Source organism: Deltaproteobacteria bacterium (assembly GCA_020848745.1).
Classification (GTDB): Bacteria; Desulfobacterota; Binatia; order UTPRO1; family UTPRO1; genus UTPRO1.
In genome coordinates, this window is sequence record JADLHM010000143.1 from 21,807 (window position 1) to 39,658 (window position 17,852).

At 70.1% G+C, this 17,852-nt stretch carries 18 protein-coding genes; 11 read left to right on the forward strand and 7 right to left on the reverse strand.

Annotated elements, in window-relative coordinates:
* Window positions 1–36: 36 nt before the first annotated feature.
* The 5 genes from IT293_20545 to IT293_20565 are packed head-to-tail and all read left to right on the forward strand — an operon-like array spanning window position 37 to window position 4,943.
* The gene (locus IT293_20545; protein ID MCC6767053.1) at window positions 37–807 is read left to right on the forward strand and encodes an inositol-phosphate phosphatase; all 771 of its coding nucleotides are present in this window, start codon (window positions 37–39) and stop codon (window positions 805–807) included.
* On the forward strand, window positions 804–1,538 hold the full coding sequence (locus IT293_20550) for an SDR family oxidoreductase (protein MCC6767054.1): 735 nt from the start codon (window positions 804–806) through the stop codon (window positions 1,536–1,538). The genes IT293_20545 and IT293_20550 overlap by 4 nt, the downstream gene beginning before the upstream one ends.
* A gap of 15 nt (window positions 1,539–1,553) precedes the next feature.
* Window positions 1,554–2,471, forward strand: coding sequence for an ABC transporter permease (locus IT293_20555; protein ID MCC6767055.1), 918 nt, complete (start codon window positions 1,554–1,556; stop codon window positions 2,469–2,471).
* The gene (locus IT293_20560; protein ID MCC6767056.1) at window positions 2,468–3,286 is read left to right on the forward strand and encodes an ABC transporter permease; all 819 of its coding nucleotides are present in this window, start codon (window positions 2,468–2,470) and stop codon (window positions 3,284–3,286) included. The genes IT293_20555 and IT293_20560 overlap by 4 nt, the downstream gene beginning before the upstream one ends.
* Window positions 3,287–3,296: 10 nt before the next feature.
* A complete protein-coding gene (locus IT293_20565; GenBank protein MCC6767057.1) occupies window positions 3,297–4,943 on the forward strand; it encodes an ABC transporter substrate-binding protein in 1,647 nt (548 codons plus the stop codon).
* Here IT293_20565 and IT293_20570 read toward each other — a convergent pair.
* Window positions 4,919–5,671, reverse strand: coding sequence for an NRDE family protein (locus tag IT293_20570; GenBank protein ID MCC6767058.1), 753 nt, complete (start codon window positions 5,669–5,671; stop codon window positions 4,919–4,921). The genes IT293_20565 and IT293_20570 overlap by 25 nt on opposite strands.
* Window positions 5,672–5,727: 56 nt before the next feature.
* Here IT293_20570 and IT293_20575 point away from each other — a divergent pair, with 56 nt between their 5' ends.
* The 4 genes from IT293_20575 (at window position 5,728) to IT293_20590 (ending at window position 9,523) form a co-directional block, all read left to right on the forward strand.
* Window positions 5,728–6,693, forward strand: a complete 966-nt coding sequence (locus IT293_20575; protein MCC6767059.1) for a MoxR family ATPase — start codon at window positions 5,728–5,730, stop codon at window positions 6,691–6,693.
* Window positions 6,694–6,723: 30 nt separating this feature from the next.
* The gene (locus tag IT293_20580; protein MCC6767060.1) at window positions 6,724–8,133 is read left to right on the forward strand and encodes a VWA domain-containing protein; all 1,410 of its coding nucleotides are present in this window, start codon (window positions 6,724–6,726) and stop codon (window positions 8,131–8,133) included.
* An 85-nt stretch (window positions 8,134–8,218) separates the two neighbouring features.
* A complete protein-coding gene (locus IT293_20585) occupies window positions 8,219–8,734 on the forward strand; it encodes a bifunctional nuclease family protein (GenBank protein MCC6767061.1) in 516 nt (171 codons plus the stop codon).
* A 63-nt stretch (window positions 8,735–8,797) separates the two neighbouring features.
* Window positions 8,798–9,523, forward strand: coding sequence for a tetratricopeptide repeat protein (locus IT293_20590; protein MCC6767062.1), 726 nt, complete (start codon window positions 8,798–8,800; stop codon window positions 9,521–9,523).
* Between the two features lie 144 nt (window positions 9,524–9,667).
* Here IT293_20590 and IT293_20595 read toward each other — a convergent pair whose 3' ends face one another.
* The 5 genes from IT293_20595 to IT293_20615 form a co-directional block, all read right to left on the reverse strand.
* Window positions 9,668–10,489 carry an isocitrate lyase/phosphoenolpyruvate mutase family protein gene (locus IT293_20595; GenBank protein ID MCC6767063.1) on the reverse strand — a complete coding sequence of 274 codons (822 nt, stop codon included), beginning with the start codon at window positions 10,487–10,489 and terminating at the stop codon, window positions 9,668–9,670.
* Window positions 10,486–11,001, reverse strand: coding sequence for a methylated-DNA--[protein]-cysteine S-methyltransferase (locus IT293_20600; GenBank protein ID MCC6767064.1), 516 nt, complete (start codon window positions 10,999–11,001; stop codon window positions 10,486–10,488). The genes IT293_20595 and IT293_20600 overlap by 4 nt, the downstream gene beginning before the upstream one ends.
* Window positions 11,001–12,509 carry a DNA-3-methyladenine glycosylase 2 family protein gene (locus tag IT293_20605; GenBank protein MCC6767065.1) on the reverse strand — a complete coding sequence of 503 codons (1,509 nt, stop codon included), beginning with the start codon at window positions 12,507–12,509 and terminating at the stop codon, window positions 11,001–11,003. Before IT293_20605 ends, IT293_20600 begins: the two co-directional genes overlap by 1 nt.
* A gap of 117 nt (window positions 12,510–12,626) precedes the next feature.
* Window positions 12,627–13,247 carry a tetratricopeptide repeat protein gene (locus tag IT293_20610; GenBank protein ID MCC6767066.1) on the reverse strand — a complete coding sequence of 207 codons (621 nt, stop codon included), beginning with the start codon at window positions 13,245–13,247 and terminating at the stop codon, window positions 12,627–12,629.
* A 9-nt stretch (window positions 13,248–13,256) separates the two neighbouring features.
* Window positions 13,257–14,420 (reverse strand): deoxyguanosinetriphosphate triphosphohydrolase, encoded by a 1,164-nt coding sequence (locus IT293_20615; protein MCC6767067.1) that lies wholly within the window; start codon window positions 14,418–14,420, stop codon window positions 13,257–13,259.
* Between the two features lie 120 nt (window positions 14,421–14,540).
* Between IT293_20615 and IT293_20620 the strand changes: the two genes are divergently transcribed.
* Window positions 14,541–14,822: a hypothetical protein gene (locus IT293_20620; protein ID MCC6767068.1), complete on the forward strand. Its 282-nt coding sequence runs from the start codon at window positions 14,541–14,543 to the stop codon at window positions 14,820–14,822.
* Window positions 14,823–14,825: 3 nt separating this feature from the next.
* Here the strand turns inward: IT293_20620 and bcp are convergent, their stop codons facing one another.
* Complete coding sequence (gene bcp, locus IT293_20625; GenBank protein MCC6767069.1) at window positions 14,826–15,383, reverse strand: thioredoxin-dependent thiol peroxidase; 558 nt, start codon at window positions 15,381–15,383, stop codon at window positions 14,826–14,828.
* 151 nt (window positions 15,384–15,534) lie between these two features.
* Here bcp and IT293_20630 point away from each other — a divergent pair, with 151 nt between their 5' ends.
* Window positions 15,535–17,595, forward strand: coding sequence for a cation:proton antiporter (locus IT293_20630; GenBank protein ID MCC6767070.1), 2,061 nt, complete (start codon window positions 15,535–15,537; stop codon window positions 17,593–17,595).
* The last annotated feature ends 257 nt before the right edge of the window (window positions 17,596–17,852 follow it).

Genomic DNA, 17,852 nt, shown 5'->3' on the forward strand with positions numbered 1-17,852 from the left:
CTTCGCGTGGCGGGGTCGCTCAGGTATGGTGCGCGTGTGCCTCGTCCCGCGATGCAGACGCTGCTGCCGACCGTCATCGAAGCCGGCGAGCTCGCGCGGAGCTTCTTCCGCAACGTCACCGCCGAGCGCAAGGCCGACCAGACGCTGGTGACCGCGGCCGACCGCGCCGTCGAGGAGTTCCTGACGCCGCGGATGTCGGCGCTCCTCCCCGGCGTTCGCGTCCTCGGCGAAGAGTTCGGCGCAACCGGCACGAGCGGCGCCGAGTACACGCTCACGCTCGATCCGATCGACGGCACCGCGGCCTTCATCTCCGGTCTGCCGACGTGGTGCATCACCCTCGGACTCCTCCGCCACGAGATCGCGGTCGGCGGCGTCACCTACCTCCCGATGACGGGGGAGACCTACCTCGCGGACGAGGACGTCGCGGAGTGGAACGGCCGCTCGATCGTGCGACGGACCGGGGCGGCGGGGGAGGGCGACCTCTTCATGCTCACGCACTCGGAGTACCATCGGAGTGAGGCGCGCCGCTTCCCGGGCAAGATCCGTTCGCTCGGCTCGACCGCCTACCACATGGCCCTGGTCGCACGCGGCGCCGCGGTCGCCGCGATCCTCGGCCGTCCCCGCCTCTGGGACGTCGCCGCGGGCGCCGCGATGCTGCGCGCCATCGGCGGCGAGCTGCGCTACCGGTCGGGCGCGGTCGCCGACCTCGGCGCGCTCCTCGGCGGCGAGCGGGCGCGGGATCAGCTGGTCGCGGCGGCGCCCGGCATGATCGACGAGATCCTGAAGCTGGTCGGGCCGACGCCATGAACCTCGCCGGGCGGACGGCGCTCGTGACCGGCGCCGCGCGCCGCCTCGGTCGCGCCATCGCCGAGGATCTTGCCGACGGGGGAGCGCGCGTCGCCGTCTGCCATCGGACGTCGACGTCCGAGGCCGAGGCGGTGATCGCCGGCATCCGCGCGGCCGGCGGGACCGCCGAAGGCTTCACCGCGGACCTCGCCGATCCACGGGCCGTCGAGCGCCTGGCGGCCGACGTGACCGACCGGATGGGGCCGGTCGACGTGCTCGTCAACAACGCCTCGGTGTTCTACCGGACGCCCCTCGAGACTCTCGACGTCGAAGCATGGGACGCCGTCATGGCGGTGAACCTCAAGGCGCCCTACCTGCTCTCGCTCCTCCTCGGACGCGCCATGCGCGCGCGCGGCACGGGCAAGATCGTGAACCTCGCCGACATCGCCGCCGAGCGGCCCTATCCCGGCTACCTGCCGTACAGCGTCTCGAAGGCCGGCATCGTGGCGCTGACACGCGCGCTCGCGCTCGATCTCGCGCCCGCGGTGCAGGTGAACTGCGTGGCGCCGGGCCCCGTTCTCGAAGCGATCGACGGAACGCCCGCCGCGACCGCGGCGATCGTCCGGCGGACACCGCTCGGCCGCCTCGGCGACGCGCGCGACGTCGCCGCGGCGGTGCGCTTCCTCGTCGCGGGCAGCGACTTCGTGACCGGCACGACGGTCGTCGTCGACGGAGGGCGGACGCTCGACTGAGCGGCCGGACGGAGCGTGCGCTATCTCGTCGGCCGGCTCGCCTGGGCGCTCGTCATCCTCCTCGGCACCACCTGGATCACCTTCGCCATCGTCTTTCTCGTCCCGGGCGACCCGGCACGTGTCGTCGCCGGACCGCGCGCCGACGCGACGACGCTCGCGACCATCCGCCACGAACTCGGGCTCGACCGCTCGCTGCCGGCGCAGTACGGCCGCTACCTCTGGCGGCTCGCGCGCGGCGACCTCGGCCGCTCCTACGCGAACCGGCAGCCGGTGGCCGCCACGCTCGCCCGCCGCCTGCCCGCGACCGCGGCGCTCGCCGCCGCCGGCCTCGCGATCGCGCTCGTCGTGGGGCTCGTCGGCGGCCTCACGACCGCGCCGTTCGCGGGCCGCTTCGTCGACCGGGCCGCCCTCGTCGGCGCGCTGGCGGTCCTCTCGGCCCCCGTCTTCTGGCTCGGCATGATCGCGCTCTACTGGCTCGGGTTCCGCTGGCGGCTCGTGCCGCTCGGAGGCGCCGGGACCGTGCGCCACCTGCTGCTCCCGGCGCTGGTCCTCGGGGTCGGGACCGGCGCGTACTATGCGCGCCTCCTGCACACGAACCTGCAGGACGTGCTCGCGCTCGACTACGTGCGCGCCGCGCGCGCCCGCGGCGTCGGCCCGGTGCGTCTCCTCGCCGTCCACGCGCTCCGCAACGCCGCCTTGCCCCTCCTCACCATCGTCGGACTCGACTTCGCGGCGCTCATGAACGGCGTCGTGCTCACCGAGACCGTCTTCCACTGGCCCGGGCTCGGTCGGCTGGCCTTCGACGCCGTGCTCGCGCTCGACGTTCCGGTCATCATGGGCACGGTCCTGCTGAGCGCGGCGCTCGTGGTCGCCACGAACCTCGTCGTCGATCTTCTCTACCGGATCGTCGATCCACGCATCCGCCTCGGATGAGGGCAGGGATGCGACGGGGGCTCCTCGGGGTCGGGCTTGCGATGGGCGCGCTGCTCGTCGCAGTCGCCATCGCCGGGCCGCCGCTCGCTCCCTACGACCCAACGGCGCCGGTCGCGCCACAGCTCGCCGAGCCCTTGCCGCCGGGCGCGCCCTTCTGGCTCGGCACCGACGATCTCGGTCGTGACGTGCTCTCGCGCCTTCTCCACGGCGCGCGCATCTCGCTCCTGGTCGGTATCGTGGCGATGATCGTGACGATGGGGATCGGCACGGCCGTCGGGCTCGCGGCGGGCTACTTTGGAGGCGCCGCCGACGTCCTGCTGATGCGCTGCACGGACGTGATGCTGGCCTTTCCGGGTCTCCTGCTCGCGGTCGCGCTCGTCGCGGTCATGCGGCCGAGCGTGTGGACGATCTTCGTGGTGATCGGGCTCGTCAGCTGGACCGGCGTGGCGCGCGTCGTTCGGAGCGAGACGCTGTCGCTCCGCGAGCGGGACTTCGTGCTCGCGGCGCGCGCGATGGGCGCGAGCCACGGGCGCATCGTCGCTCGCCACGTCCTGCCGAACGTCGCCCCGACGCTCGTCGCGATCGCGGCGCTCAGCACCTCGGGAACGATCCTCCTCGACGCCGGCCTCAGCTTTCTCGGCATCGGCGTCCCGCCGCCGACGCCGACCTGGGGCCGGATGATCCAGGAGGCCTCGACGTACTACCGGGTCGCGCCCTGGCTCATGGCCTTTCCCGGGCTCGCCGTGCTGTACGCGGTGCTGGCGTTCAACCTGATCGCGTACGGGATCGCGGAGCGCGGAACGCCCACGCGATGACCGAGCGGCGATGATCGAACGGCGGCGCCTGCGCGCCCTCGCAGCGCTTCTCGGAGTCGCCGCACTCGCCTCGTGCTACCGCGACCCGGCCCTCGAATGGCCGCCGCGGAACCCCGGGTCGCAACGCGGCGGGGTGCTGCGACTCGCCGCGCCCGACGACGTCCCGACGCTCGACCCGGCGCTCGGCTACGACTCGCGCTCGTGGACGTACGAGCTACACCTGTTCGAGACGCTCGTCACCTACGACGACGACAGCCGCCTCGTCCCCGCGCTCGCCGAGGACTGGAGCGTCACGGACGACGGCCGCACCTACCGCTTTCGCCTGCCTGCCGGCGTCACGTTCTCCGACGGGAGCCCGCTCACCGCTGCCGACGCGGTCGGCAGCCTGGAGCGCGTCCTCGATCCCAAGACCCGCTCGCAGGGCGCCGAGTACTACCGTGGGATCCGCGGCGCGGCCGACTACGTCGAGGGCAGGGCGCCGCGCGTCGCCGGCCTCGCAGCCCCGGACGCGACGACGCTCACCATCACGCTGGAGCAGCCGGATCCGCTTTTCCTCCACAAGATGGCGCTCCTGTTCGCGGCGGTCGTGCCGGCGGAGTACGCGCGCCGGCTCGGCGACGACTTCACCGACCAGCCGATCGGCAGCGGACCGTTCGTGCTGCGCGAATGGCGGCGCGGCGAGCGCCTCGTGCTCGCACGCAACCCCCGTTACCGGCGAGCCGACCGGCCGTTCCTCGACGGCATCGTCGAGCAGTCCGGGGTGAACAGTGAGCTCGCCTGGCTGAAGTTCCTGAGCGACGAGATCGACGTCTCCGGAATCCCGCCCGCGGACTTTCCCTCGATCCGCCGGGCGGCCGACGCCGAGCGCCCCGGGCGCCTCGTGAGCGGCGTCACCCTGATCACGAACTACCTGGGATTCAACTGCCAGATGCCGCCCTTCGACGATCGCCGGGTCCGCCAGGCGCTGAACTACGCCGTCGACAAGGAAGACGTGATCGCGCTCCTGAACGGCCGCGGCACCGTGGCGAAGGGCATGGTACCCCCTGGGATGCCGGGCTACACGCGCGACGCGACCGGCTACCCGTACGACCCCGCGCGCGCGCGCGCCTTGCTCCGCGAAGCCGGGCGGGAGGCGGGCTTCGCGACCGAGCTCTGGACGCAGAGCAGCGACCTGGACCTCAAGATCGGGCAGAAGGTGCAGCACGACCTCGCCGCCGTCGGCGTGGCGATGGAGATCAAGCAGGTCGCGTGGAGCGCGTTTCTCGAGGCGGTCCGCCAGCCGAAGACGGTGCCGCTCTTCGACCTCGCATGGTCGGCCGACTTTCCCGATCCGAGCAACTTCCTCGACGTGCTCTTCCAGTCGAGCCGCGTCGACGCGAACAACCACACGTTCTACGCCAGCCCGGCGTTCGACCGGATGCTGGCGCGCGCGCAGCGCGTCGTCGAGCCGGCGGCGCGCAATCTCGCCTATGCGGAGGCCGAGCGCCTCCTCGTCGACGACGCGCCCGTGATCTTCCTCTACCACCCGATCGCCTACGTCATGCTGCAACGCCGTGTGCAGGGGTACACGATCCATCCGCTCCTGCCCTCACGCTTCATCGACGTATGGCTCGACTCCGAGCCGACCGCTGCTCAGGGCACGAGCGCGGGCTCGTAGCGACGCGTACAGGGCGGCCCGTCGGCGAACCAGTGCGCCCAGCGGCCGGCGTCGTCGAGAAAGAGCAGCGACGACGAGCGCGTACCGAAGGGCCCCGCGTGGACGCAGAGCGCGCCGAGCGCGTCGGGGAGGCGCGGATCGAGCGTCAGGGTGTGGTCGGCGACGATCGCGTGCAGCGCGGCGCGAAAAGCCTCGACGTCCCGGTCCCGCTTGAAGGCGTCGCCGGCGGCCGCGAAGCGAACGTGCGAGCGCGCGATCTTCGGACACGTCGGATCGTCCACGTCGAGGTTGCTGACGAGGTGGAGGCCGCGTGTGAGCGTCGTGATCCGCATCTCGTCGTCGTGGTTCTGGGCGACCCAGGCCTCGCTGCGATCGGCGACCAGGAGGTTGAAGGCATTGTAGGCGTCGCCGCGAAGCGCCCCGATCACCGCCCGCGCGCCGCCGGCGGACCCCGTTCCCAACGCGACGAGCGGAAGCTCGCCGCGCGAACGTCTGGTCGGAACGGGCGCATCGCCGGTGCGGCGATTGAGGAGCCCGGCGGTGACGCCGTCCGCGGAGATGGCGAGCCACGTGCCGCCGGCACGGAGATCCCGCCCGCCCACGGCGCGCGGCGCGGTCGCGAGCAGCGCCGGTCCGGTCGCTTCGCGCGCCAGGAACTCGTCGCGGTTGGCGGCGATCACGAGCGGGAAGCCCGGGAGCGAGCGCACGTAGATCGCGAGGGTGCACATGACGAGTCGGTATACACAATTGTCCGAGCGACACCCCCATGGTAGCGTCCGCGCGCATGTTTTCGTCGATCGAGGACGTCATCGGGCGCTTCGCGGGGCGGCAGTACATCTGCAATCGCACCATCGCGACCGTCGTCTACCTGGCGAGCCAGCTGCGCAAGCCGATCCTCGTGGAGGGTCCGGCCGGCGTCGGCAAGACCGAGCTCGCCAAGGCGCTCGCCGGCGCCCTCGGCCACGAGCTCATCCGTCTCCAGTGCTACGAAGGCCTCGACGAGTCCAAGGCGCTCTACGAGTGGGAGTACGCGAAGCAGCTCCTCTATACCCAGATCCTGAAGGACAAGATCGGCGAGGTGATCGCGGGAGCGCAGGGCTTGAAGGAAGCGGTGGACCGGGTCGCGCGGCAGGACGACGTCTTCTTCTCGGAACGCTTCATCGTGCCGCGGCCGCTCCTGCGCGCCATCACGTCGCCGACGCCGCTCGTGCTGTTGATCGACGAGATCGACAAGGCCGACACCGAGTTCGAGGCATTCCTCCTCGAGGTGCTCTCGGATTTCCAGGTGAGCGTCCCCGAGCTCGGCACGATCAAGGCGAAGCACGTGCCGCTCGTCGTGCTCACCAGCAACAACGCCCGCGAGATGTCGGACGCCCTGAAGCGCCGCTGCCTGCACCTCTACATCGATTTTCCGGACAAGGAGCAGGAGCGCACCATCATCCTCCTGAAGGTGCCGGGCGTCGCGGAGCGACTCGCCCACGAGGTCGTCGACGCCGTGCAGGCGATCCGCAAGCTCGACCTCAAGAAGACACCGAGCATCAGCGAGACGCTCGACTGGACCCGTGCGCTCATGCTTCTGAACGTCGACACGCTCGACGCCGCCCTCGTCGACGATACGCTCAGCACCATACTCAAATACGAGGGGGATATCCGGAAGGCGCACGCGGAGCTGAAGGAGCATGTCGCGAAGGCGCGCGCCAAGATCGCAACGCCGCCGGTGGTCGCGTCCGACAAGGACGTGCTCCACTAGTCGGGGCACGCGAGGGCAGGGCGCACGGCGGTGGACGAGACGATCATCAGCTTCGTCGGACTGCTGCGCCAGAACGGCGTCCGGGTCTCGTTCGCCGAGAGCATGGACACGTTCCGCGCCCTCGACCTGGTCGGGCTCGGGTCGCGACTCGGCGTGAAGGACGCGCTGCGCGCGACGCTCGTGAAGCGCGCCGTCGACCTCCCGACCTACGACCACCTCTTCGACCTCTACTTCTCCGGCGTCGGCGAGATCGTAAAGAGCGGCGCGTCGCGGTCGATGGAGGCCCTCGATCTCGACCCCGCCGAGTACCAGAAGCTCCTCGAGGACCTCGCACGGTTCCTGGACGAGCAGGGCTTCGAGCCGTCCGAGCTGACGCGCGCGCTCCTCGATCAGGACACGGCGCGCCTCGAACGGTTGCTCCGCGACGCCTCGCAGCGCGCCGGCGTGGCGCGCATCGAGCGCGCGTTCCAGGAGGGGCAGTTCTCGCAGGGCATGCAGCAAGCGCTCGGCGTCGGCGACGTCGCGCGCGAGCTGCAGCAGATCAGCGACGCGCTCGGGGCGGGGACGCCGGATCCCCGGCGCCAGCAAATGGGCCGCTTCGTCGACCGCCGCCTGCAGGAGCTCCAGGAGATGATCCGTCGGCTGGTGCGGGGCGAGCTCGAGCAGCGCGACGTCGGACAGCTCGATGCCGCCCGCATGCAGCAGCTCGCCGAGAAGAGCTTCTACTATCTCTCAGAAGACGAGATCCGTCGCATGAAGGAGGCGGTCACCAAGCTCGCGCAACGCCTGAAGAACGTCCTCGCGGTGAAACGCCGCAGCGCGCGCAAGGGCGCGTTCGACGTGAAGGACACGCTCCGTAGGAATCTCCAGTACGGTGGCGTGCCGTTCAAAATCCGCTTCGACCGACGCAAGCGCGTGAAGCCGCAGGTCGTCGTGCTCTGCGATGTATCCGATTCGGTACGCAACGTCTCGCGCTTCATGCTGCAGTTCGTCTACTCGCTCCAGGACCTGTACTCGAAGGTCCGCTCTTTCATCTTCGTGAGCGACATCGGTGAGATCACGAAGCTCTTCGAAGAGAACGAGATCCACCAGGCCATCGACCAAGCGATCCGCGGCAACGTCATCAACGTCTACGCGCACTCGGACTTCGGGCGCGCCTTCCGCATGTTTCATCGCGAGCATCTGGCGGCGATCACGCGCCACACCACGGTGATCATCCTGGGCGACGCGCGGAACAACTACAACGTGCCGCACGAATGGGTGCTCAAAGAAATCAGGCAGCGCGCGAAACAGCTCGTCTGGCTCAACCCCGAGAACCGCATGACGTGGGGATTCGGCGACAGTGAGATGGATCGCTATCAGCCGTACTGCGACGTCGTCGAAGAGTGCCGTAACCTGAATCAGCTCTACCGCGTCGTGGACCGCATGGTGGTCGGCTGAGCGTGCGCCGCGCGCCCGCGACCGCATCGGGGATTGACGTTCCGGACCCCTTTTGGCAACAATGCCCCGGTCGTTCGAGCGAGGCATGAGCCGCGAAAATTTCATCCAGATGACGGTCGGCGGCCTCACGCTCGATCCCGTCACCAAGACGCCCATCGTCATCCTCAAAGACCCCGACAACAAGCTGAACCTGCCCATCTGGATCGGCCTGCTCGAAGCCACCGCCATGGCCACCGAGCTCGAGGGCATCAAGATGGCACGCCCGATGACCCACGATCTGCTGAAGCGGATCATCGGCGACCTCGACGCCACCGTCGAGCGCATCGAAGTCACCGACCTCAAGGACAACACCTATTTCGCGTTGATCTACCTCCACATCGGTGACCGCGAGGTCACGATCGATTCGCGCCCGAGCGACGCCATCTCGCTCGCGCTGCGCACCAAGAGCCCGATCTGGGTCGCGAAGAAGGTGCTCGAGGCCTCCAGCGTCCTGCAGCAGATGGAAGAGGGGAAGGAACAGAACCTCTCCAACGTCTCGCGGGACAAGTGGGCCGAGATCCTCGAGAAGATGGCCCCCGAAGACTTCAAATACAAAATGTAACGGCCGCGAGCGCATGGAGCGTCCGCCCGATGGACGTTCCGCCGCTTCGCCGATCGGAGACCCGTGGCGCGCACCGAACAACGACTCACCCGGAAGGACCTGCGTCAACCCGACGAGTTCCAGACGCTCAGCCGTCAGGCGCTCGAGTTCGTCGAGGCCAACCGCACGGCGGTCACGGCGGCGCTCGCCGCGCTCATCGTCTTGCTGCTCGCGATCGTCTCCTATCGCATGATCAGCCAGAGTCGCGAAGCCAGCGCCTCGGTCGCCTACACGGAAGCGCGCGCGCTCCTGACCGACAAGAAGTACGGCGACGCCGCGGTCAAGTTCGAGGACGTCGCGAGCCGCTACGGCGGCACGAGCTACGGCCCGCTCGCGATCCTCGAGCGCGGCAATGCGCTCTTGCTGGCCGATCAGGCCGCCGACGCCGTGGCCGCCTACGAGAAGTTCCTGCGCAGCGCGCCGCCGACGGACTACCTGCGCCAGCTGGCGCACACCCGGCTCGGATACGCTCAGGAGAAGCTCGGGAAGCCGGCCGACGCCGAGCGCGCCTTCGCGACCGCGGCTTCCGAGCCCGGACCGTTCGGCGCCGAGTCGCTCTTCGGCGCCGCCCGCAACGCCGAGGCCGCCGGCAGCGCCGACAAGGCGAAGGACCTGTACACACAGCTCCTCGAAAAGCATCCGGCATCCGAGTACCGCGACGTCGCGAGCGCGCACCTGACCGCGCTCGGCGGCACCGTGCCCGCCGCGAAGGCCGCGCCCGACGGCGCCGCGGTGGTCCGCACCGAGTAACGGCTCCGCGCCGCGGAACAGACGCTTTAGGGCGTTCTGCGACCGCGATGCCCCTCCTCCGAGCCACAATCGCAACGTCCGATAAGCAGGATTATGTCAACTCGGAACCCACGGAGCTCCGCATACCGCCATTCGGATCCCCTTCTACGACCCCGTCGCCGCGAACAGGCCGTTGAGCTCGGCGTACGGCACCGCGCCCTCGAAGAGCCCGGCATCGCCGCCGTCGGCGAGCAGCCGTGCCGCGAGCCGCCGTGTCAGGCCGTGGACCGCCTGGGCGATCGCCGCGCCGGCGCTCACCCGGCGAACCCCGAGCGCCGCGAGGGTTGCGATCGGCGGCAGCCCGGGCATCACCATGACGTTCACCGGGAGCTCCGTACCGGCGACGAGCGCGGCGATGTCCTCCGGGTCGGAGGCCGCCGGAACGAAGAGCCCGTCGCAACCGGCATCGCGATAGCGTGCCGCGCGCGCCAACGTCTCCGCGACCCGACGCTCGGGCGGCACGAGCCCCCGAAGGAAAACGTCCGTACGCGCGTTGACGAAGAGATCGATCCCGGAACGTACCGCGGCTTCGCGGACGGCGGTGACCTTCGCACACAGGACGTCCGGCGCACGGCTGCCGTCCTCGAGATTCACCCCGACGACCCCGACGTCGATCAGCGCGCGAACCGTCTCTGCGACGCGCGTCGGATCCTCCGCGTATCCGCCTTCGGCATCCACCGAGACCGGGATCGCGACGACGCGCACGATGCGCGTAACCGCGTCGACGAGAACTCGCGGCGGAATGACGTCACCGTCGGGGTAGCCGTTCGCCCACGCCACGCCGGAGCTCGTGGTGGCGATCGCCGCGGCGCCCGCGCCCTCGACGAGCCGGGCGCTCGCCGCATCCCATGCGTTCGGCAGCACCAGGGTACGGCCGACCGCGTGCAGACCTCGAAACCGTTCCGCCGCATCCGCATACACGCTCATGCCCCTGCCCTCCGTTCGTGATCGAGCAGCCACCGCTTGCGAGCGATCCCGCCTCCGTATCCGGTGAGCGTTCCGTCGACGCCGATCACACGATGACACGGCACGACGATCGCGATCGGATTCGCGCCGTTCGCCAGCCCGACGGCGCGACTCGCGGACGGCGCGCCGATCGCCGCGGCGAGCTCGCCGTAGGTGCGAGTGCGGCCGGCCGGAATACCCCGCAAGGCCCGCCAGACGCGACGCTGGAACGCCGTACCGTTGGTTCCAACGGACAAGACGTCGATCGCGCCGATCTCCCCCGCGAAGAACGCGCCGAGCGGCTCGGCGAGCGCCGTCGGAACGGAGGCCTCCACGAGCGTGAACGCTCCGTAGTGTCGTCCGAGCAGGCGCTGGAGACGTGCTTCGTAGTCCTCGAAATCGAGCGCGCGCAACACGCACTCCCCGTCCCACACCAGGCTCAGGGCGCCGAGCGGAGACGGGAGGCGGCCTCGTCGAAACGACGTCGATCGCATCATGCGACGGCCTCTTCCGTGGACGCCGGCTTCAGAGCGGCAGCCGACGCCCAGAGGTGCTGCGCCGCGTAGGCACGCCACGGCCGCCAGGCCTCCGCACGCTCCCCCAGGGTGCGTGCGGTCGGGCGCCGGCCGGCCGTCTCCATGGCTCGAAGCAAGCCGAGATCCGAGGCCGGGAAGGCGTCGGGCTCCCGCATGGCGCGCATGGCGACGTACTGCGCGGTCCAGTCCCCGACGCCGGGCAGCGCGCGCAGGCGCGCGATCGCCTCTTCGAGACGTGGCGCACGCTCGAAGATTCGCGGATTGGCCGCCGCGGCCGAAGCCAGCATGCCGAGCGCAGCGGCGCGGGCGCGCGGCATTCCGAGGGCCGCGAGGTCTGCGCGCGCGAGGCGCTCCGCCGACGGGAACACGCTCGTGAGACCGCCGGCCGACTCGCCCACCTCGTCCGGGAGGCGCGTGCCGTACGCCGCCACCACCTTCCCCGCGAGCCTCCGCGCCCCCGACACGGTGATCTGCTGCCCGAGCATCGCGCGGACGGCGAGCTCGAAGCCGTCCCACGCTCCCGGCACCCGCAGGCCTGGCCGTGCGCGGACGAGAGCAGCGAGCCGCGGATCGCGCACGAGCTCCGCGTTGATCGCCGCCACGTCGGCGCCGAGATCGAACATACGGCGGACACGCGCGATGATCGTCGGCAACGCGCGGACGCTCGGAAAGCGCACGGTGACCGCGAGAGCATCGCGACCGGAAATCGGTTCGACCTCGACCGTCCCGCAGGCGCCCTCGAGCGCAATCGTTCGCCGGTAGCGCCGCGGCTCGGCCACTTCCACGCCCGCGATCGCCCGTGCCGCGAAGAAACCGATCATCGCCTCCCAATCGTAGGGTCCCGCGTACCCGAGCTTGAGCGTGATTCGGGCGATCGGCTCACGGTCGGCGGCGCTCCCGCGCGCGAGCCGGCGCAGCGCCGACGGCGCGGTGCCGTAGAGGTCGCGGAACGTCGCGTTGAACCGCCGCAGGCTGCCGAATCCCGCCGCCTCGGCGATCGCCGTCATGCTCATGCGCGTCTCGTGGACCAGTTGTTTCGCGAACAGGATCCGTCGCGTCTGGGCGACGGCGATCGGGGAGGCACCGAGGTGGCGCGTGAAGAGCCGCCGTAGTTGCCGCTCACCGATGCCGAGCCGCCCGGCGAGCGTTCCGACGTCCGCATCATCGCCGTCGAGCGCCCCCTCGGCGATCAGCCCGAGCGCGCGAGCCACCGTGCTCGAGGTGCCATGCCACGCGGCCAGATCCGGCGAGCACTCGGGACGGCAGCGCAGACACGGACGGAAGCCCGCCGACTGGGCCGCCGCCGCGCTCGGATGGAACTCGACGTTCTCGAGCTTCGGCGTCCGCGCCGGACAGATCGGCCTGCAGTAGATGCCGGTCGTGCGGACGGCGACGAAGATGCGGCCGTCGAAGCGGGCGTCGCGCGTCCGGAGCGCCCGGTAACACACGTCGCGATGCAGCAGCATGGGCCGACTATGCCACTCGCGCGAACGGACGTCTCGCCGTTTTCGGACCCGAATGCCGTCCCCGCCCCCGCACACCCTCCGGGCCCCTGCGCCGCCTCCTGCGCGGTCGAGACGCGCTCAGCGCGAGCGTCGCGGCGGCGGATCCGACGGCCCCGACGATGCATCCGGCGTACGGAACTTCTGGGTCATCCGATCGCGAAGCCGCTCGAGCGCTTCCCGCGCCGCATCGTCCTTGGGGTTCGCGGCCGCGGCGCGCTCGTAATAGGCGAGCGCGCTCGGCTCACGACCTTCGTTCAGCGCGATCGCTCCGAGCGCCTTCAACGCCTCACCGTCCTCCCGCAGCACCTCGTTGGCGCGCACGAAGAACGCCGTCGCGCCGGCGAAGTCGCCGCGGCCGTAGCAGACCCGCCCGATCCCTTTCAGTGCCGCACCGTTCAGCGGGAAGATCTTGAGCGCCTCCTCGAGCTGACCGAGCGCCGCGCCCGGCCGCGCACGCCCGGCGAGATCGCGAGCGAGCCGGACCAGATTGTCGCTCTCGGCCTGGAAATCGGGAAGCTCCACGCGCACGCGGAGCCGCTGTCCCTCGACGACGGTGGACTTCACCGTGACCTTCGCCCCGAGGTACTCGCGAAGACTGCGGCGCATCTCGCGCTCGTCCCCGGGGTCCAGGAACAGCCGGCCAAGACCGTCGTGCTTGTGGTCTTCGAGGTGGATCAGGAGATCGAGAACCTTCTTCATCGGCGACCTTCAGACGCGCTCGTCCGGATCGAAGAGCTTGCGATACTCGTCGAACGCGAAGCGATCGGTCATCCCGGCGATGTAGTCGGCGACGACCCGTGCTTTCGGGTCGTCGACGTCGACCCGCCGGTACACATGCGGCGGCATCTGCTGCGGCTCCTCCATGTAGGTGTGGAAGAGCGCGGTCATCACGCGTTGCGCCTTCACGGTCATGCGGGTGATGCGGTGGTGCCGATAGAGTCGCTCGAAGAGCACGCGCTTGAGCTCACGGTTGCGCTCGGCCGTGGCCGGGCTCAAGCCCGCGAGGCGCACGGGACACGCGCGAACGTCGGCGAGCGTGCGAATGCCGTGCTCCTGGATGCGACCGAGAATCGCCGCGATCATGTCGGTGACCAGCCGGTCGATGATGCGACGCACCGTCTGATAGCGCTGGATGCTCTCGCTCGCGTCGCCGTGCTCGCGCCGGACGGTCTCGCGGGCGTCCGCCCACAGGGCGACGGGGGCGAGATCGCGCTCCTCGAGCATGCCCGACTTCAGGCCGTCGTCGATATCGTGGGAGTTGTAGGCGATCTCGTCCGCGAAATCGACGATCTGCGCTTCCAGGACCGGCCGCACACCGGGCTCGAACCGCTGGACGAGCGGCCGATCATACTCGGAAGAATGCTTCACGATGCCCTCGCGCACTTCCCAGCTGAGGTTCAAACCCGGAAACCCCGGGTAACGCTCCTCCAGCAGATCGACGATCCGCAGGCTCTGCGCGTTGTGCTCGAAGCCGCCGTAGGGCTCCATGAGCCTGTCGAGCACGCGCTCGCCCGCGTGCCCGAACGGGGTGTGCCCGAGGTCGTGGGAGAGCGCCACCGCCTCGCCGAGGTCCTCGTTCAGCCCCAGCACGCGGCAGAGCGTCCGGGTGATCTGCCCCGCCTCGATCGAGTGGGTGAGCCGCGTCCGGTAGTAGTCGCCCTCATGATTCACGAAGACCTGTGTCTTGTACTCGAGTCGGCGAAACGCCGTGCTGTGGATGATCCGGTCGCGGTCGCGCTGGAACGGCAGCCGGAACGGGTGTTCCGGCTCCGCGTGGACCCGCCCCTGGGTGTCGCTGCTGCGGGTCGCGTACGAAGCGAGGCTTTCGCCCTCCCGGCGCCGCAGCTCGTCGCGCAGACTGTCGAGGTTCATGAGGGGCTCGGAAGGAGGGTACCCTACACCAGCCCTCCGCGCGGGTTCAACGAACGCCCCAGCGGCGGCCGACCCCCCGAAAGATCCTGACACGCCCGACGTCGTGTGTTACCGACGACCGTGCCTCCGGTGAATCGGCTCGCCCACGCGCTCCTTCTCGCGCTCGCATGCGTCGCTCTCGCAGGCCCGGGAGCGGCGCGCGACCGCACGGAGGTCCAGATCGAGCACCTCGACGGCAGCGGCACGAAGACGATCGTCGACATCCAGCCGAGCGTCCCCGGCGTCACCGACTTCATCCGCACGACGCCGGGACCGATCCCGGCACCGGGCGATCTGATCCTGCCGCCGAGCTCCACGCCGACTCTTTCCCCGGCGCCGACCCCCGCACACCGGCGCTACTGACCGTCAGCCGGCAAGCGCGGCGAGGGCCCCTGGTACGGTGTCCTTCGGGCTCACGCCGTACCATGCCGCCTCGATCCTTCCCTGCTCGTCGATCAGGAAGGCCGACCGCACGATGCCCAGGTACTTGCGCCCGTACATGGACTTCTCGCGCCAGACGCCGAACGCCCGGGCGACGGCGTGATCTGCATCGGCGAGGAGCGGGAATCCGAGTCGGTGCTTGATGTCGAACCTCAGCTGGGCCGGCGGCTTGTCCGGGCTGATGCCGATCACGTCGACCCCCCGCTTCCCGAGCGTTGGACGCGCGTCACGCACACTGCACGCCTGCACCGTGCATCCCGGCGTATCGGCCTTCGGATAGAAGTACACGAGCACCTTCCGCCCCGCGTGATCGGAGAGTTTGTGCACCGCCCCGCCCTGATCGGCCAGCGCAAAGCCCGGCGCCTTGTCGCCCGCCGCGAGTGCGCCCTTGGTCACCGCCTTGGCTTTGGACCTCTTCGCGCCGGCACGTAGCGCGCCCGCGGTCTTCTTCGCAGGACTCGTCTTCGTCGTCTTCGTCGCCATCCCCTCGCTCCTCTGCGTGTGGTATCCGTCGTCGGACGCTCCGGTCACGCCAACGTGTAGCATCGGCGTGCGGCTGGGCAAGGTAACGCCCCCGTCGACCTCCGAACCTCCGACAGGCGACGCGAGCCCAAGCGACCGATAGAATCCCGGCATGCACGACGCCCACGAGTTCCTGCGGTCGCTGACGGTCGTCCTGGGCGTCGCGGCGGTGACGACCGTCGTCTTCCAACGCTTGCGCCAGCCGGTCGTCCTCGGCTACATCGTCGCGGGCCTCATCGTCGGGCCCCACGTGTCCATTCCCCTGGTGGCGGACCGGCCCACCGTGCAGGCACTCTCGGAAATCGGCGTCACCCTGCTGATGTTCTCGCTCGGTCTGGAGTTCAGCCTCGGCAAGCTGGCGCGCGTCGGCCCGACGGCGGGCTTCACCGCGATCCTGGAATCGCCCTTGGTGGCGTGGCTCGGCTTCCTCGTCGGACGCACTTTCGGCTGGACCGTGCTCGAAAGCATCTTCATCGGTGCCGCGATCGCGATCTCCAGCACCACGATCATCGCCAAGGTGTTCGACGAGCGCCGCGTCGAGCGGCGGCAGCGCGAGCTGGTCCTCGGCATTCTGCTCATCGAGGATCTGGTGGCCATCGTGTTCATGACCGCCCTCACGGCTATCGCCACCGGTGCCGGTCTTTCCGCAACGGCGCTCGCGGCAACCATCGGTAAGCTGACCGCGTTCCTCATCGTCCTCCTCGTCGCCGGCATGGCGACGATCCCACGCTTCGTACGCTTGGTGGTGAGCCTCGAGCGCGAGGAGACCACGCTCGTCGCCAGCATCGGCATCTGCTTCCTCACCGCCTGGGTGGCCCACACCTTCGGATACTCCGTCGCGCTCGGCGCGTTTCTCGCCGGGTCGCTGGTCGCGGAGTCCGGCCATGCCGAGCCGATCGAGCACCTGGTCCGTCCGGTGCGAGACGTGTTCGCCGCGGTGTTCTTCGTTTCGGTGGGCATCCTGATCGACCCGGCATTGGTGCTCGAGAACTGGGGTGCCGTCGTCGTGCTCACGGCGGTCGTGATCTTCGGGAAGATCACCGGGGTCACGGTCGGCGCGTTCCTCACGGGCAGCGGCATGCGAACAGCGCTCCAGGCCGGGATGAGCCTCGCGCAGATCGGCGAGTTCTCCTTCATCATCGCCGGGCTCGGGCTGACGCTCGGCGCGACTCGCGAGTTCCTCTACCCGGTCGCCGTCGCGGTGTCCGCGATCACGACCCTTACGACCCCCTGGCTCATCGCGGCCGCCGAGCCCGCCGCCGACTGGGTCGATCGGAAGCTGCCCGCGCCGCTCCAGACGTTCACCACCTTCTACGGTACGTGGCTGGAGCGGATGCGCGAGTCATCGGCCCGGCGCTCGGGGAGCGAGCTGCGCGGATTCCTGCGCCTGATCGCCGTCGACGCCGCGCTCCTCTGCGGCCTGATCGTCGCGACCGCGATCTGGATCGATGACGGGGCCGCACTCCTGACCCGCTGGCTCGGCCTCGACTCCGTGCACGCCCTGCTCTTCGAGATCGGGGCGGCGATCGCCGCGTCACTGCCGTTCGTGATCGGGATCGGCCGGTTGTCGCGCCGGCTCGCCGACGCCCTCGCGGAGTCGGCGCTGCCGCGTCGTCGCGGCGCCCTCGATCTCGACGCCGCGCCCCGCCGCGCCCTCATCGTGACGCTCCAGCTCGGCATCCTCCTCGGCGCGGCGGTCGTGGTCGTGGCCGTGACCCAACCATTCCTCCCGAGCTACCCGGGTCCGATCCTCCTGCTGGCGCTGCTCGGCGCCTTCGGCCTCGCCCTCTGGCAGAGCGCCACCAACCTCCAAGGCCACGTGCGCGCCGGCTCACAGGCGATCGTCGAGGTCCTCACGACGTATGCGCGCCGCAGCGGCGACGTCGCGACGGCCCCACCCGCGCTCACCAGCGTCCACGCGATGCTCGCCGGCCTCGGCGAACCGGTGGCCGTGCGCCTCGACGACGGGAGTCCTGCGATCGGCCGGACCCTCGCGGACCTGAACCTGCGCGGCCGGACCGGCGCGTCGGTCCTCGTCATCCTGCGCGCCGGCCTCCCGGTCGTGCCGACCGCGAGCGAGAAGCTCGACCGCGGCGACGTCCTCGCGGTCGCCGGCACCCGTGCCGCCATCGCGAGCGCGACCACGCTGCTGCGCGGAGACGCGACGGGCTAGCCCGCATGTCTCACCAGGTCCCTGCTGCGAGCGTCCATCGCACGCCATCTCGGGCCGTACTCGCGCCTCGCTCCTCGACGGACTGTCGAGTCCGCCTGCGTCGCTCGGCGCTCCGTGCGGCCCGATCTGGCGCACGCTTGACGCTCTCGCGACGTGGACCTGGTGAGAAATGCGGGCTAGTTCTGCCACCGGCGTGTCGCCGGATCATTTCGGGTGCGAAACTTTGCGAGGCCGCGGCCGCAGCGTATGCGTGGGGA